Raw genomic sequence first — 15,727 nt, 5'->3', positions numbered from 1 at the left:
TTAAGATTAACGATTAACATTTGAGCCAAAGCACCTGCTTGAAGCTCTTTCTTTAAAACATATGAGCCAGCCTACATCAAACAAGTTTGGATTTTGCCGTGACGGCAAAGTTTTCATCAACGCCTATTTAAGCTATCCTGAGCGCGAAATCGGTTTCGTGCGTAATTCTGAAGAGGAAGCATTAGCCTATTTTGTGAAACGTTTTGACCTTGCAGTTAGCAAGGTGAAAGGTTTGTCTGCTGAAATCGAAGCGGCGCAAAACAAAGGTTCCTTTCTAACTAAAGTTTTGCAAATGCAAACCTACCTCATCGAGTTCGATGGATTAGGAGATTTCAAACCTTTGTTAGCAGAATTAGAGAAACACGAGGCTTATTTGAAAGAATTAATTCAGGCGAATCAGGTCAAAAATCTGGAAATCAAACGTGCCTTAATTCAAGATGCCAAAGAAATTTCAGAAGAAGAGGACGTAGTGGAATCGACAGATAAGTTGATGGAGGTGAAAATGAAGTGGGTGAAGACGGGTCCAGTTGACAAACAATTTCAAGATCAACTAACGGCTGAATTCCAAGAGGTGATGGATGCTTTCTTCTTGAAGCGTCGTGCCTATTTTGAAGATAAGAACCGCCAGATAGATGAGAAAATTTTAATCTTACAAGGATTTATAGATAATGTCCACCAACTGCGTAAGGCGGAGGATATAGATGATTCCGTCGTGAAAGTGAAAGAGATTCAGAAGGAATGGAAGAATGTGTTAGGGCTACCACCTAAGAAGCAATCGATGCTTTGGAAGAATTTCAAGAAGGCAAACGATATGTTCTTCGAGAAATATAACCGCATTAAGGGAATTGATTATAAACCACGTGTAGATCCGCGTGTTTTGGAATTAACGGCTATGACTGGCGATTTGGAATTAAGATTAAAAGATCAAGTTAATATCGTTGCAACGGCCGATTTAGCTAAAGCAAACCTTGTTAAGTGGAAAGAAATATCGGCTCAAGTGAAAAACATGGATCGCTCACTTGCCGAACGTTTCCGCACGATTTGTGATAAGATCTTCGAGATGAATTATTTGCTGCGTGTGATTTCCTATCGCCACGCGAACTTAAATGAGAAGCCACGTATTGAGCAGTTGAAGATTATGATCAACCAGATGGATTACATGGCGAAGAAAGAGAAAGGCGAACTCGAATCTTTCATCGCAGAATCGGAGGCGACTCGTATGATGGAGGATAAAATTACCTTGAGTAAAATCAATACCCAGAAACGCAAAATCTCCATGAAGGAGATTTTGTTGACGGGATTTAAAGAAGAATTAGACGTATTATTGAATTCGTAATCCGAGTTCGGTAGCGAATCCAGGAAAATCGAGACCATCGAAGGTGCCAGAAGACATCATCAATAGGTTTTGGTTTTCCTGATTTTGTTTTAACAGGATTTGCTTCAGCTCTTCTTGTTCACGTACCACTACTAAGTTTGGATGATTAAAGTACGTCTGGATCGTTTCCGCTTCTATTTTATCCATTCGCTTGATGGCGCGCGCATGCTCACTTAGGTAGATGATGGCTAAATCAGCATCCGCTAAGGTCTCTTTGTATTCTGGAAGAAAAGCGGGATTCAAACTACTAAACGTATGTAATTCAAGTGCAGCCACTAATTTTCGTTGTGGAAATTGTGCTTTCAAAGCCTGAGTGGTCGCTTTCACTTTTGAAGGAGCGTGGGCAAAATCTTTGTACAGCAATTGCGTATCGGATTCACCTACCCATTCTAAACGTTTCGCCGCTCCTTTGAAGGATTGAATAGCCGTATAGAATTCCGTTTCATTGACACCTAGTCGGGTACAGATATGCAAAGCGCCTTGTAAGTTTTTTAGGGTATGTTCGCCAAAAACCTGTAAACCATATTCCTTTCCATCGTTTCCTTTCAAGAAAGTTTGGCCATTTCTAATCACGGAATCGTGTGCTTCATAACCTTCTGATTGGCAATGTGCAGGGCAAGCCTCAGCGATCGCCTCTAAGGTTTTATCTGTTTTGTCGAAGAATAAATGACCCGCTTTAGGCATTTCTTTGACTAGCTTTTCAAATGCTTGCGTATACGAATCAAAAGTCGGGTACACATTGATATGATCCCAAGCGATGCCTGAAATCAAGGCAATGTGTGGTTGATATAAAAGGAATTTGGCTCTGCGATCGATGGGGGAGGCTAAATATTCATCGCCCTCGATGATCATAATGGGAGCATCCTTAATAGAGGCCATTAGGTCAAAACCCTCGATACGAGCACCTACTAAGTAGTCGAATTTCTTGTTTAAGGTCTTTAAAACGTGCAAAATCATGGAGGTGATACTCGTTTTACCGTGGCTACCGGCGATGACAATGCGCTGTTTGTTTTTGCTTTGTTCGTAGATGAAGGAAGGATAGGATTCGATTTTTAATCCTAATTCCTGTGCTCTTAAAAGTTCTGGATTGTCCGCACGTGCGTGCATTCCTAAAACAATGGTGTCTATGTCTGCGTTTATTTTCTCTGGGAACCAACCAAAATCGGCAGGTAAAAGGCCGTTTTTCTCCAAAAGGCTTTTGGAAGGTTCGTAGATTTCATCGTCTGAGCCCGTTATTTCGTGTCCTTGAGATAAAAGAGCTAGGGCTAAGTTGTGCATCGCGGCACCACCGATGGCGATAAAATGAATTTTGGACATAATAACTTAATAGGAATTTAGCTTGCAAAGTACATACTTTTATTGCAGTTTTGCACGTTTTTCCACAAACTCGAGGTGAACTCGGGTGCATTTAAACAGAAGGATGAAAAATTACATCGATCTAATTGACCAAACCATCGAGTTTCCTACTCGTGAGTTCAATATCAATGAGAACAATGAATTGTTGTTTAACAATGTGCCTTTAATGGAAATCATTAAGCAATACGGTACCCCTTTAAAGGTTTCATATCTGCCTAAAATTTCTGAACACATCGAGAATGCGAAGCTTCTCTTTAGAAATGCGATCAAAAAATACAATTACAAGGGGAATTATACCTATTGCTATTGTACTAAATCGTCTCATTTCTCTTTCATTTTAGAGGAAGTTTTGAAGCAAAATGTACACCTAGAAACCTCGAGCGCCTTTGATATTCCTATCATTCGCGACATGTACAACCAAGGGAAAATATCTAAATCGACCTACATTCTTTGCAATGGCTATAAGCAGCCGTTATATACCCAATACATTTCGGAGTTAATCAATGACGGCTTTAATTGCATTCCTGTTTTAGATAACTTGAAAGAGATCGATTTCTACGAGAAATCGGTGACGGCAGAAAAGGTGAATATCGCCATTCGCATCGCGACAGATGAAGAGCCTGATTTCGCATTCTATACCTCTCGTTTAGGAGTTCGTTATTCGGATGTTAACACCCTTTATAACGAAAAAATCAAGCCTAATCCACGTTTTAACTTGAAGATGTTACACTTCTTCATCAACACGGGGATAAAGGATTCTGCGTATTATTGGTCAGAATTGAGCCGTTTCGTTTACAAGTATTGCGAAATGAAAAAGATCTGTCCTGAATTAGATTCGATTGATTTAGGCGGAGGCTTACCTATTCAAACTTCCTTACAATTCAATTACGATTACCAAGCGATGGTGGATGAAATCGTTGAGTCTATTTCTTGGATTTGCAATAAAAATAACATTCCGGTTCCCAATATCTTTACCGAGTTTGGATCTTATACGGTAGGTGAAAGTGGAGCTGTTTTATATGAGATTATTGACCAAAAACTACAGAACGATAAGGAGCTTTGGTATATGATTGATGGTTCATTCATTACCCAATTACCTGACTCTTGGGGAATGAATCAGAAATACATTATGCTTCCAGTGAATAATTGGGGGATGCCTTATCAAAAGGTGAACCTTGGTGGTTTGACTTGTGATTCGATGGATTTCTATAATACGGAAGCGCATAGCTCTGACTTATACTTGCCTATTTTTGAGGAGGAATCTGAGCGTCAATACGTAGGTTTCTTCCACACAGGAGCCTATCAGGAATCATTAGGTGGTTATGGCGGAATTCAACATTGTTTGATTCCAGCGCCTAAACACGTGATCATAGATCGCCTAGAAGATGGTACGATTACAACACGTCTATTCTCTGAGGAGCAAAAAAGTGAACCCATGTTAGACATACTTGGTTATCAGCAAGTTGCAAAAACAGAAAAAAAAGAAGTATCTTTAAAAAATAAATTAACTTCTGTTCAATAATGAAAAAATGGGTTCTATTATTAGCGCTTGCTAGTACGATTGTCTCTTGTTCAAGACAAGCTAATTGCGCTGCTTACGGAATGACGCGTGCGAATACTATTCCTCCCAGTCAAAGGTTTTAGTCACCGCTTTCTTCCATTGCTTACGATAAAGTGTTCTTTTATCGGAATCCATCGCTGGTTTCCAAGTATGAGCGATACCCCAATTTTTTCGTAAATCATCCAAGTTTTCCCAATATCCTACCGCAAGTCCAGCCGCATAGGCTGCGCCTAGCGCCGTCGTTTCGATTATTTTAGGGCAAATTACTTCTTCTCCAATGATGTCTGATTGAAACTGCATCAGAAGCTGATTCACTACCATCCCACCATCTACTCGCAGCGAGGCAATCGGAATTCCAGCATCTTTTTCCATGGCTTCTAAAACTTCCCATGTTTGGAAAGCCGTTGCTTCAAGTGCCGCACGGGCGATATGTGATTTGTTAATAAATCGAGTTAAACCTACTAATGCCCCGCGAGCATCTTGTTTCCAATACGGTGCATACAATCCGGAGAAAGCAGGTACGAAATAACATCCGCCATTGTCGTCCACCAGTTTAGCTAATTTCTCGATATCTGGGCTATTTTTGATGATGCCTAAATTATCGCGTAACCATTGAACTAATGCCCCAGTAATCGCCACAGATCCCTCTAAGGCATAATGTACAGGTTCATTTCCTAATTGATAGGCTACGGTTGTTAATAGGCCAAATTGGGATGGAATAGCTTTCGTTCCGGTATTCATTAACAAGAAACAGCCGGTTCCATAGGTATTTTTACCTTGGCCCGGATCGAAACACGTTTGGCCTACTAAAGCCGCCTGCTGATCACCTAAGATACCTGCTAAAGGCACGCCGCCTAAAACCCCTTTGGCTTTCGCATAGACTAAAGAACTGGATTTAATCTCCGGAAGCATCGCTTTCGGGATGCTTAATACGTTAAGGATTTCATCATCCCAAACACAGGTTTGCAAGTCCATCAATTGGGTACGGCTGGCATTGGTCACATCGGTAATGTGAATTCCACCCTCTACTCCACCTGTTAAATGCCAGGCAATGAACGAATCCATCGTGCCAAAAAGTGCATCGCCTTTCTCTGCATCGGCACGTAATCCTTCAATATTATTTAATAGCCAGCGCAGTTTTAAGCCGCTGAAATAGGTGGCTAAGGGAAGTCCAGTTTTTGCTCTGAAGCGATCCATTCCGCCGTCTTTGGCTAATTCTGCGAGCTCAGATCCTACCCGTGTATCTTGCCAAACAATCGCATTATAATACGCCTTGCCCGTTTTTTTATTCCAAACTACGGTTGTCTCCCGCTGGTTCGTGATTCCTACTGCGGCTAAATCTTTCGCGGAAAGGTTCGCTTTTCCTAGCGCAAGTCCGATGACTTCTTGGGTATTTTTCCAAATTTCCTCCGAGTCATGCTCCACCCAGCCCGCTTGGGGGTAGATTTGCTTGTGCTCTTTTTGGCCAACAGAAATGATTTCTCCTGCCTTATTAAATATGATAAAACGAGAACTCGTGGTTCCCTGATCAATCGATCCTACGTACATAGTGTATTAGTTGAGGGTCAAAATATAAGCACCTAAAACAGCTCCCGCCGCTGGTCCTAACACCGGAATCCACGCATATTCCCAGCCTGAATCTCCTTTATTGGGTATGGGTAAAATAGCGTGCATGATCCGAGGGCCTAAATCACGAGCCGGATTAATCGCATAGCCTGTTGTTCCCCCTAATCCAAGGCCAACAGCCCAGACTAAAATTCCCACCAAGAAAGGCCCCAGACCTGTTTCAATCGTGGAGAAAGTACCTAATGCAACTACAGCTAGCGCAGAGGCAAAAGCTTCAGAAATGAAATTAAAGGGGGTGTTTTTAATAGCGGGATCAGTACAAAATGAAGCACGAATCGCCCCTTTATCCTCTGTTACATCATAATGAGGTTTGTAGTGCAACCAAACTAATAATTGGCCTAACATGGCACCTAAAAGCTGAGCCCCGATAAACGTAGGGAATAAGCTCCAATCACCCGATTTTACGCAACCTGCGATGGTCACGATGGGATTTAAGTGAGCGCCAGAACTGCCGAAATAGGTAGAAACATAGATAGCGATGGTTACGGCGAAGGCCCAGGCCGCAGCAATGGCTAATAAGCCTGTGCCACTTCCTTTTGTATCTTTTAATAACATATTGGCAACAACGCCATTTCCGAGGTATAATAGGGTAGCTGTTCCAGCGAGTTCGCCGATGAAAATAGATGACATAGGTTGAGGTTCAGATTTTTGGTTTTCCAAAACTATAAAATCTTCTCAATAAAAAAATTATCTTTGATTTCAATTTGATAATTCGACGATGCGTGAAGATTATTTAACCGGGGATTCAGAATCTTTGAACCCGCAAGAAAAGGAGTTTGATAAGGCCCTGCGGCCATTGAGCTTTTTGGATTTCTCGGGTCAAGGAAAAATCGTAGACAATCTGCAGATCTTTGTAGGTGCAGCAAAAGCACGCGAAGAGGCATTAGATCACGTTTTATTACACGGTCCTCCGGGATTAGGTAAGACCACCTTGTCACACATCATCGCTAATGAATTAGGCTCTAGCTTGAAAATTTCGTCTGGGCCAGTCCTCGATAAACCTTCTGATTTAGCGGGCTTGTTAACGAATTTACAGCCATATGACGTATTATTTATTGATGAAATTCACCGTTTGAACCCTATCGTGGAGGAATACTTGTATTCTGCGATGGAGGATTACAAGATTGATATCATGTTGGATTCTGGGCCTAATGCACGCAGTATTCAAATCGGTCTAAATCCATTTACCTTGATAGGCGCGACAACAAGAGCAGGTCTTTTGACCTCTCCATTACGTGCTCGTTTTGGGATTAATGCCCGGTTAGAATATTATGACGCTGCTTTATTGACCAAAATCGTGAAGCGTTCAGCTGCTATATTAGACATGCCTATTGATGAATCCGGTGCTTATGAAATCGCCCGACGTAGCCGTGGAACGCCGCGCATTGCGAATAATTTATTGCGTCGTACGCGCGACTTCGCCCAAATGAAAGGGGATGGATCCATCGACGTGAAGATCGCAGAGATTGCCTTAAATGCATTGGATGTAGATCAAAACGGTTTAGACGAGATGGACAACCGTATTCTATTAACCATTATTGAGAAATTCAAAGGTGGTCCCGTCGGCTTGACCACGATTGCTACGGCTTGTGGTGAGGAGGCTGAAACCATTGAAGAAGTATATGAACCATTTTTAATACAAGAAGGATTCTTGAAACGTACCTCTCGAGGTCGTGAGGCTACAGAAAAAGCATATCGCCATGTGGGGATTGCTCCAAGAGCCGAAACGGGATCTTTATTTTAATCTACACCTATGTTAAAAAGAAAATTATTCATCGCAGGAATGATGCTTGTTTCTGTGTCTGCTTTGGCCCAAATGAAATACCCTCAAACAAAGAAAATCGATCACGTCGACAACTACCATGGAACGCAAGTAGCAGATCCGTATCGCTGGTTAGAAGACGATAATAGCGAAGAAACAAAAGCATGGGTGAAGGCGCAAAACGAGGTAAGTTTTGGCTATTTAAACCAAATTCCACTTCGTGAGGAGTTCAAAAAGCGTATCGAAGCGCTTAGTAATTACGAGAAAATCTCTGCACCATCTCGCAAAGGCGAATGGTATTATTTCTATAAGAATTCTGGTTTGCAGAATCAATCGGTTCTTTATCGTCAAAAAGGCTTAAACGGAAAACCAGAGCAGGTTATCGATCCAAACACCTTATCTAAAGACGGCACAACTCGTCTAACGGTATTCTCTTTAAACAAAACAGGCAAATATGCCTGTGTAGGTTTAAGTCTGAGTGGCAGTGACTGGCAAACGTATTATGTACGTGATATGGACACAGGTAAAAACCTAGCAGATGAGTTGAGTTGGGTTAAGGTAAGCGGTGTGGCATGGAAAGGCAATGGCTTCTATTACTCGCGCTATCCAGACCCTGGAAAGGGAAAAGAGTTGAGTACGAAAAACGAGAACCACCAAGTATGGTTTCACACGGTGGGCACCCCGCAATCACAAGATCAATTGATCTATGAGGATCCTAAAAACCCGCAGCGATTCCACACGGTGAGTACTTCCGATGATGAGCGCTTTGCGTTCTTGACGATTTCCGATCGCGGAAAAGGTTTAGATGGCAATGCCTTGTGGATTATGGATGCGGCTAAGAAGGAAACGAAATTCAAAGCGATAGTAGCGGAGCCAGGTAAATACGATTTTAGCATCGTGGATAACGATGGCGATGTGTTGATTTTAGAAACCAATGAAGGGGCACCGAACAAGAAAATTGTCCGCGTGGATCCAATGCGTCCAGAAAAGGCAAATTGGAAAACCATCGTTACTGAAAAGCCTGAGCCCTTACAAGGAGTAAATACCGTGGGCAAACGTTTGTTCTTGAACTATTTGAAGGATGTAACCTCTCGCGTAATTAGCTACGATTACAACGGTAAAGAATTAGGTTCGGTTAGTTTACCAGGTTTAGGAAATGCCGGTGGATTTGGCGGAGAGAAGGAGGATAAATTTACCTTCTATACGTATTCTTCGTTCAATTTCCCTCCTACGATTTACCGCTATGATTTAGCGACAAACGCTTCAACTGTGTTCCAAAAACCTACGTTAGCTTTCGATCCATCGGATTATACCGTTATTCAAAAATTCTATCCGTCGAAAGACGGTACCCAAGTACCTATGTTCATTGTGAGCAAAAAGGGGATTCAGATGAACGGCAAAAACCCAACGATTCTGTATGGTTATGGTGGATTTAATATCAGTTCTACTCCTTCCTTTTCTGCGAGTTTGATTCCTTGGTTAGAAAAAGGAGGTATCTATGTGGTGGCGAATTTACGAGGCGGTAGTGAATATGGTGAGAAATGGCACGAAGCGGGTATGAAATTGAAAAAGCAAAATGTATTTGATGATTTCATTGCGGGAGCAGAATATTTGATACGCGAAAAATACACCTCACCTGCTTATTTAGCAGCTTCAGGTCGTTCGAATGGGGGCTTATTAGTGGGTGCAGCGATTAACCAGCGTCCAGATTTGTTTGCGGCTGCATTACCTGGTGTAGGAGTGATGGATATGTTACGTTTCCAAAAATTTACCATCGGTTGGAACTGGGTCGCAGATTACGGCAGCAGCGATAATGCAGATGAATTCAAAGCTTTGCATGCCTATTCGCCCTTGCATAATATCAAGGCGATGAACTATCCTGCCACGATGGTCTTTACATCCGATCACGATGACCGTGTGGTACCAGCTCACTCCTTCAAATATGCAGCAACACTTCAAGAGAAGAATACCGCTGCTAAGCCCATGATTATTCGGATAGATACGAATAGTGGTCATGGTTCTTCTAACACAGCGAAGTTGATTGAGCTGACGGCTGACTCCTATGCCTTTGTCCTCTACAACATGGGCAAGTAATAAAATAGAAAAAGCCTGGAAATAAATCTCCAGGCTTTTTCATTTTCAAACCTTAAGCGGATTATTTTACTTCTACTCTTCTAACGGCGCCGTCGTTTCCTTGCGTAACACGTAAGAAATAAATTCCAGCACTGGCTTTCTTTAAGTCAATTTGACCTAAATAGTCGCCTTGGAAATCTTTCACAGTTTCTGTAGCAATTTCTTTTCCGTTCACATCAGAAACTGCAATCGTTACATTTCCTTTTGCAGGAGCCTTAAAACGAACATTTAATTTGCCATTGAATGGTTGATTTTGTTTTCCTGAAAGACCTTGGATAGTTTTAGATCCATTTTCTTTCATCATTTTCCGTAAACCTTTCATTTTCATTCCTGGTCCACCACCCATAGGGCCATCCATTTCAAAGGAGAATTCCTTCGGCATTCCTTCTGGACCACCTTCTCCTCGAAAGATCATCACTTTAGGCTCATTTCCATGGGCTCCCGGAGCATTAGGGGCCATTCCTGGTCCACCTTTACGAATAATCACGCGCTTGTCAGCACCACCCTGAGGTCCTCCTTCGATTCTTTCGATGATGACATTGCCTGGCTGGTCTGAAATCGTTGAATGAGATTTATTTACATCAACGCGAATGATTTTCTTCTTTCCACCAGAAGCCGTTACATTAATGTCAAGTGAATCTGACATCTTTTTCAGCTCGGCATCTGCTTGATCTAAATCACTGAATTTTTTCTCAATGACGCGTTCTTTACCGTTTTCATTGATAACAATTTTAACAGTAGCTTCTTTCTTTTCTTGTGCAAAAGCGGTTGTTGACATGCAAACGGCTAAAGCGGTAATGAATAGGTATTTCATGAAATTTGGTTTTTGATCCGGTGCAAACTTACAAAAAGCCTTCGTATCGAAAATGTTAAAGAGTGTTAATGTGATGAGTGGCTGCTTTTTATCTCTTACATTTGCATTCAATTATTGACCCTATGTCGAAACGTAAAATTCGCTTATTGATTGCCTTGATGTCTTTTGCCCTATTAGGATTAATTGGGTTTCAAGCCTATTGGTTGCGTTTTATGTTAGAAACGAAGCAGGAGAATTTTGCTAAAGATGTCCGGAATAGTCTTGAGCAAGTAGTAAGAAAACTAGAAAAGCAGGAAATTTTAGTCATTGCTGAACGTCAAAAAAGGCTTGATGCCATCGCTGCAAATCCTCCCGTTAAACCTAAAAAGAAGGTTATTCCCTCTCCCGTAACAGAAAGTGCCTCTGCAGAAGAGCATCCTATCCTGTTACCTCCCCAGCAACAAGTCGTATTTGTTCAGAAATCATTCATGTTACCAAATGGGCAATTGGCTGAGGTAACGGAAGAATATACGGTGGATGAAGATCCGGAGGAAATGCGTCAACGCCTAAAGGCACAGGCTGCTATGAATCGGATGTTTAAGCGGGAACAAATGAAAGCGCTGCAAAAAATGAGACGTAGACCTGACCGTCAGAATCAGAGTCAAGAGGATAAAAATTCTCAGTCATTGAAAAAACTGGAAAAAGAGAAATCTGAGCGGGCAGATTTAGAGAAGGTTTTGAAGAAAACTCAGCTAGCGAAAGAGGTATTTTCTGACTTTTTATTCAAGGAAAGGCCGATTCTACAACGTCTCCAACCTGCCTACTTAGATAGTTTGATTCAAAAAGAATTGCATGATAAAGGAGTTTCGCTAGGCTACTCTTTTGGCATTCAAAATTCACCTAAATCATGGATTTACACCTCATCTCCTGAAATTAAGGACCAAAAGAAAGTATTTGAAGCGGATTTATTTCCAAATGATCTTCATCCATCTAAAAACGTCCTGAAAATTTATTTTCCAGATAGTGCTGCCTTTATTTGGCAAACGATGGGTCTTAGTTTAGCCGGGTCAGGTTTGTTATTGCTCGTGATGATCGGTTGTTTTTATTTTGCGGTTTTGACCATTTTACGTCAAAAGAAACTAGCCACAGTGAAGAATGATTTCATCAATAACATGACGCACGAGTTTAAGACGCCTATCACCTCGATTTCCTTAGCTACTCAGTTGTTACAAGAGGAATTGAAGCCGGGTAAAAATGAGTCGATGTTGCGTTATTTGGGCATTATTAAAGAAGAGAATACCCGCTTAGGACAGCAGGTGGAACGCGTTTTGCAGACTGCCCAAATGGAACGCGAAGAGATCACGCTCAAACGCAAGTCTGTAGATTTGGCAGCCTTAATACATCATGTAGCCGAGATAAATGGGCCATTGCTTGATTCTGTAAATGGAAGCTTAACCTTACATATAGCGGATTTACCAGCATCTATTTCACTCGATGAGGTACATATTTCCAATGTATTAAATAATTTATTAGATAATGCGGTGAAGTATAGCCCCTCCAATCCTCAAGTCGAAATCGAAGCCCGTCCGCAGGATCAAGGCATTTTAATAGCTGTGAAAGATCATGGAATGGGAATGCCGAAAGAAGCGCTTAACAATATTTTTGATGCCTTTTACCGCGTGCCTACTGGGAATGTACACAATGTGAAGGGCTTCGGTTTAGGACTAAGCTATGTGAGAAAAATAGTCGAAGCCCACGAAGGGAAAGTGACTGTAAAAAGTAAATTAGGAGAAGGAAGTACATTTGAAATCTATTTGCCCTATGTCTAAAACGCCGGAAATTTTAGTTGCGGAGGATGATCCTAATTTGGGATTGTTATTAACCGAATTCTTGAAAAAGAAAGGATATGCTGTTTCCTGGGCCCAAAATGGGGACGAAGCGCTTGATCTTTTCGTGAAGGGAAACTTCGATTTATGTCTGTTAGACGTGATGATGCCCAAGAAAGATGGTTTTTCTTTGGCAAAAGACATCAGAGCAAACCACCAACAAGTACCCATCATTTTCTTAACGGCGAAATCGATGGAGGAAGACACCTTGCATGGCTTCAAAGTAGGGGCAGATGATTATTTGACGAAGCCATTCTCCATGGAGGTGTTGGTAGCTCGAATGGAGGCTATTCTGCGCAGAAGTCATTCAGATAAGTCTGTGCCTAGTTTAGCGGACGAAATAGCCTTAGGAAATTACACCTACACTCCGGGTAAAATGCGTTTGAGCATCGGAGAAACAGAATTAAAGTTTACACCTAAAGAGAACGAATTAATGAAGCTTTTGTGCGAGAACCTAGGTCGTCCGGTTAGTCGCAGTTATGCATTGAAATTGATTTGGGGAGACGATACGTATTTCAACGCGAGAAGTATGGACGTCTACATGACCAAACTACGCAAGATGCTAAAAGAAGACCCTCGCGTCCAGCTGTTGAATCTGCACGGCGAGGGTTTTCGATTGAGTGTAGAAGGGCTTTAGTTAATGTGCGTAAAGCCGGTATAAGGAACAAGAGCCTCTGGAATCTTGATTCCGTCAGGTCCTTGGTTGTTTTCTAAGATAGACGCTACGATACGAGGTAGGGCCAAAGCCGATCCATTCAACGTGTGGCATAAGATCGATTTTCCATCGATTTTCGTTCTCAACTTCAAGCGATTCGCTTGGAAGGTTTCGAAGTTACTGACAGAACTTACCTCTAACCAACGGTTTTGGGCGCCTGACCAAGCTTCCATGTCATAGGTTAAGGCCGAAGCAAATCCCATATCTCCACCGCATAGACGCAAGACACGGTAGTGCAATCCTAGTTTTTGAAGTAATCCCTGAACGTGTAGCGACATTTCTTCTAGAGCCGCATACGAGTTTTCTGGCTTATGGATTTGAACAATTTCGATCTTGTCAAATTGATGCAAGCGGTTTAAGCCACGCACGTGTGCACCCCAGGATCCTGCTTCACGACGGAAACAAGGCGTATGGCCCACATTTTTAATCGGTAATTCTTTCTCATTGACGATGACATCACGGTATAAGTTCGTGATAGGCACTTCAGCCGTCGGAATTAAGAATAAGCCTTCCTCTTTAGTGACATACATTTGGCCTTCTTTATCCGGCAATTGTCCTGTCCCAAAACCCGAATCTTCATTAATCAAAATCGGAGGTTGAATCTCATAATAACCCGCTTTGATTGCTTCATCTAGAAAGAAATTAATTAATGCGCGTTGTAAACGAGCCCCTTTTCCCTTGTACACAGGGAATCCAGCCCCTGTAATTTTATTGCCTAAATCGAAATCGATGATATCGTATTTCTTGATCAAATCCCAGTGTGGCTCTGCGTCTGCTGGGAGCACTGGAACAGAACCCCAGGTCAAAACGACTTCATTGTCATCCGCCGTTTTGCCTTGTGGCACAGAGCTGTGGGGAAGGTTAGGCAGAGTGACTAATAAATCGGTTAACTCTTTCTCTGCGGCTTTTGCAGCCTCTTCCATTTCCTTAATCGATGCTTTTAAGGCAGACGTTTCAGCACGCTTGCCTTCGGCTAATTCTTTTTGGCCGGATTGCATTAATGCCCCGATTTCTTTCGCTGCTGCGTTTGATTTCTCTAAAGCGGATTCAGCTTGTTGCAAAAGAGCTTTGCGTTGATCATCTTGTGCGATCAATTTCGCGACGATTTCCGCAGCATTGGCAAAATGCTTCTTTTGTAAACCGGCGATCGTGGTTTCTTGATTCGCGCGAATAAAGGGTAAGGTTAACATAGCTCGGTTTTTAGAAAAGTCCTTCGTTTAATGCGTTTAATGCGTCATTCTTGTGGGAAGCATCCACTAATAAAGAGATGTTGTGCTCCGAAGCGCCATACGAAATCATTCGAATAGGAATTTTCTTGATCGCTTCTAATACCTTAATGGCAATGCCCTCTTTATCTGCCCAGAAATTACCCACGATGCAGATAATCACCTGGTTCATATCTGGATCTTCTAATTCTGCAAATTCACGTAATTCACTCATGATCGCATCTAAATGCGTCGTTTGGTCGATGGTCACACTGACAGAAACTTCTGAAGTCGTGATCATATCCACCGGCGTTTTGTATTTTTCAAACACTTCAAATACGCGTTTCAAGAAGCCATAGGCATTCAACATACGTGTCGAGTGAATGTATATCGCAGTAATATTATCCTTCGCGGCGATCGCTTTGATTTCTACATCAGTCGATTTTTCTGATATCAAAGTTCCAAAAGCACTCGGCTCCATCGTGTTCTTCAACCGTACTGGAACTCCTTTCAATTTTGCGGGCGTAATGGTGCTCGGGTGTAGAATCTTAGCGCCAAAATACGCTAATTCTGCCGCCTCAGCGAACGAAAGCTCGCGGATAGGAAACGTGTTCTTCACAATACGTGGATCGTTATTATGCATTCCATCGATGTCCGTCCAAATCTGGACTTCCTCCGCCTGAATCGCACCTCCAATAAGCGATGCTGTATAATCCGATCCACCACGCTTCAAGTTATCCACTTCACCAGTTGGGTTGCGGCAGATGAAACCTTGCGTAACAAAGATTTGCTTATCCTTTACGGGAGCTAAAACTGCCGCTAGTTTTTGTTCGATAACCTTTAAAATGGGTTCATTGTCTTCGTCGATCACCATGAAATCCAAGGCTGGTAACAAAGCGGAGCTGATGCCCTCTTCTTGCAAAAACGCTTCAAAAATTTGGGTGGAAAGCAATTCGCCTAAAGCGACCATTTCCTTTTCCTGCTTCACCGTGTATGGAGAAGTAGCGATTAGGCTATCAATGAATTCAAATTCTTTCGCTACAATCGCTTGGCCTTGACCAAGACCCGCAGGAGTGCTATATAATTCGGTTAAGAATTGATCGTAATGCGCGCGCAATTCGCTTGCTTTTGCCTTTGCTTCTGACAGATTACCCGCATTGAGTGATTCTGAAATCGATAGCAGGGTATTCGTACTGCCAGAAAGAGCAGAAAGTACCACGATTTTGGGTTGGCCATCTTCCGTAATTAATTGACGGATCGATTTCATTCTCTCGGGTTTTCCTACGGAGGTACCTCCAAATTTCCAAACTTGCAT

Annotated in this window: 12 protein-coding genes; 6 read left to right on the top strand and 6 right to left on the bottom strand. The window is 42.2% G+C overall.

What is annotated here, in order from left to right:
• Positions 1 to 61 precede the first annotated feature (61 nt).
• The gene (locus ACRZ9O_RS05120) at positions 62 to 1,336 is read left to right on the top strand and encodes a DUF349 domain-containing protein (RefSeq protein WP_459456992.1); all 1,275 of its coding nucleotides are present in this window, start codon (positions 62 to 64) and stop codon (positions 1,334 to 1,336) included.
• On the opposite strand, the gene ACRZ9O_RS05115 is transcribed toward ACRZ9O_RS05120, so the two are convergent.
• Positions 1,322 to 2,692: a UDP-N-acetylmuramate--L-alanine ligase gene (locus ACRZ9O_RS05115; RefSeq protein WP_459456990.1), complete on the bottom strand. Its 1,371-nt coding sequence runs from the start codon at positions 2,690 to 2,692 to the stop codon at positions 1,322 to 1,324. The two genes, ACRZ9O_RS05120 and ACRZ9O_RS05115, sit on opposite strands and share 15 nt — an antisense overlap.
• Positions 2,693 to 2,795: 103 nt before the next feature.
• Between ACRZ9O_RS05115 and ACRZ9O_RS05110 the strand changes: the two genes are divergently transcribed.
• Entirely contained in the window at positions 2,796 to 4,253 is a 1,458-nt protein-coding gene (locus ACRZ9O_RS05110) for a type III PLP-dependent enzyme domain-containing protein (protein ID WP_459456989.1), read from the top strand.
• Between the two features lie 96 nt (positions 4,254 to 4,349).
• Here the strand turns inward: ACRZ9O_RS05110 and glpK are convergent, their stop codons facing one another.
• Both glpK and ACRZ9O_RS05100 read right to left on the bottom strand, forming a co-directional pair.
• On the bottom strand, positions 4,350 to 5,840 hold the full coding sequence (glpK, locus tag ACRZ9O_RS05105; RefSeq protein WP_459456987.1) for a glycerol kinase GlpK: 1,491 nt from the start codon (positions 5,838 to 5,840) through the stop codon (positions 4,350 to 4,352).
• 6 nt (positions 5,841 to 5,846) lie between these two features.
• Positions 5,847 to 6,548 carry an MIP/aquaporin family protein gene (locus ACRZ9O_RS05100; RefSeq protein WP_459456985.1) on the bottom strand — a complete coding sequence of 234 codons (702 nt, stop codon included), beginning with the start codon at positions 6,546 to 6,548 and terminating at the stop codon, positions 5,847 to 5,849.
• 88 nt (positions 6,549 to 6,636) lie between these two features.
• Between ACRZ9O_RS05100 and ruvB the strand changes: the two genes are divergently transcribed.
• Positions 6,637 to 7,662 (top strand): Holliday junction branch migration DNA helicase RuvB, encoded by a 1,026-nt coding sequence (ruvB, locus tag ACRZ9O_RS05095; protein ID WP_459456983.1) that lies wholly within the window; start codon positions 6,637 to 6,639, stop codon positions 7,660 to 7,662.
• A 9-nt stretch (positions 7,663 to 7,671) separates the two neighbouring features.
• Positions 7,672 to 9,774: a prolyl oligopeptidase family serine peptidase gene (locus ACRZ9O_RS05090; protein WP_459456982.1), complete on the top strand. Its 2,103-nt coding sequence runs from the start codon at positions 7,672 to 7,674 to the stop codon at positions 9,772 to 9,774.
• Positions 9,775 to 9,835: 61 nt separating this feature from the next.
• Here ACRZ9O_RS05090 and ACRZ9O_RS05085 read toward each other — a convergent pair whose 3' ends face one another.
• Positions 9,836 to 10,627: a T9SS type A sorting domain-containing protein gene (locus tag ACRZ9O_RS05085; protein ID WP_459456981.1), complete on the bottom strand. Its 792-nt coding sequence runs from the start codon at positions 10,625 to 10,627 to the stop codon at positions 9,836 to 9,838.
• Between the two features lie 122 nt (positions 10,628 to 10,749).
• Here ACRZ9O_RS05085 and ACRZ9O_RS05080 point away from each other — a divergent pair, with 122 nt between their 5' ends.
• Positions 10,750 to 12,435, top strand: a complete 1,686-nt coding sequence (locus tag ACRZ9O_RS05080) for a sensor histidine kinase (protein ID WP_459456980.1) — start codon at positions 10,750 to 10,752, stop codon at positions 12,433 to 12,435.
• Positions 12,428 to 13,129 carry a response regulator transcription factor gene (locus ACRZ9O_RS05075; RefSeq protein WP_459456979.1) on the top strand — a complete coding sequence of 234 codons (702 nt, stop codon included), beginning with the start codon at positions 12,428 to 12,430 and terminating at the stop codon, positions 13,127 to 13,129. Before ACRZ9O_RS05080 ends, ACRZ9O_RS05075 begins: the two co-directional genes overlap by 8 nt.
• Here the strand turns inward: ACRZ9O_RS05075 and serS are convergent.
• On the bottom strand, positions 13,126 to 14,397 hold the full coding sequence (serS, locus tag ACRZ9O_RS05070; RefSeq protein WP_459456978.1) for a serine--tRNA ligase: 1,272 nt from the start codon (positions 14,395 to 14,397) through the stop codon (positions 13,126 to 13,128). The two genes, ACRZ9O_RS05075 and serS, sit on opposite strands and share 4 nt — an antisense overlap.
• 10 nt (positions 14,398 to 14,407) lie before the next feature.
• Complete coding sequence (locus ACRZ9O_RS05065) at positions 14,408 to 15,727, bottom strand: aspartate kinase (RefSeq protein ID WP_459456977.1); 1,320 nt, start codon at positions 15,725 to 15,727, stop codon at positions 14,408 to 14,410.

It is taken from the genome of Aquirufa sp. HETE-40SA, from assembly GCF_054558635.1.
The sequence above is the reverse complement of the archived record's forward strand: the minus strand, read 5'-3'. Positions and strand labels throughout refer to the sequence as shown.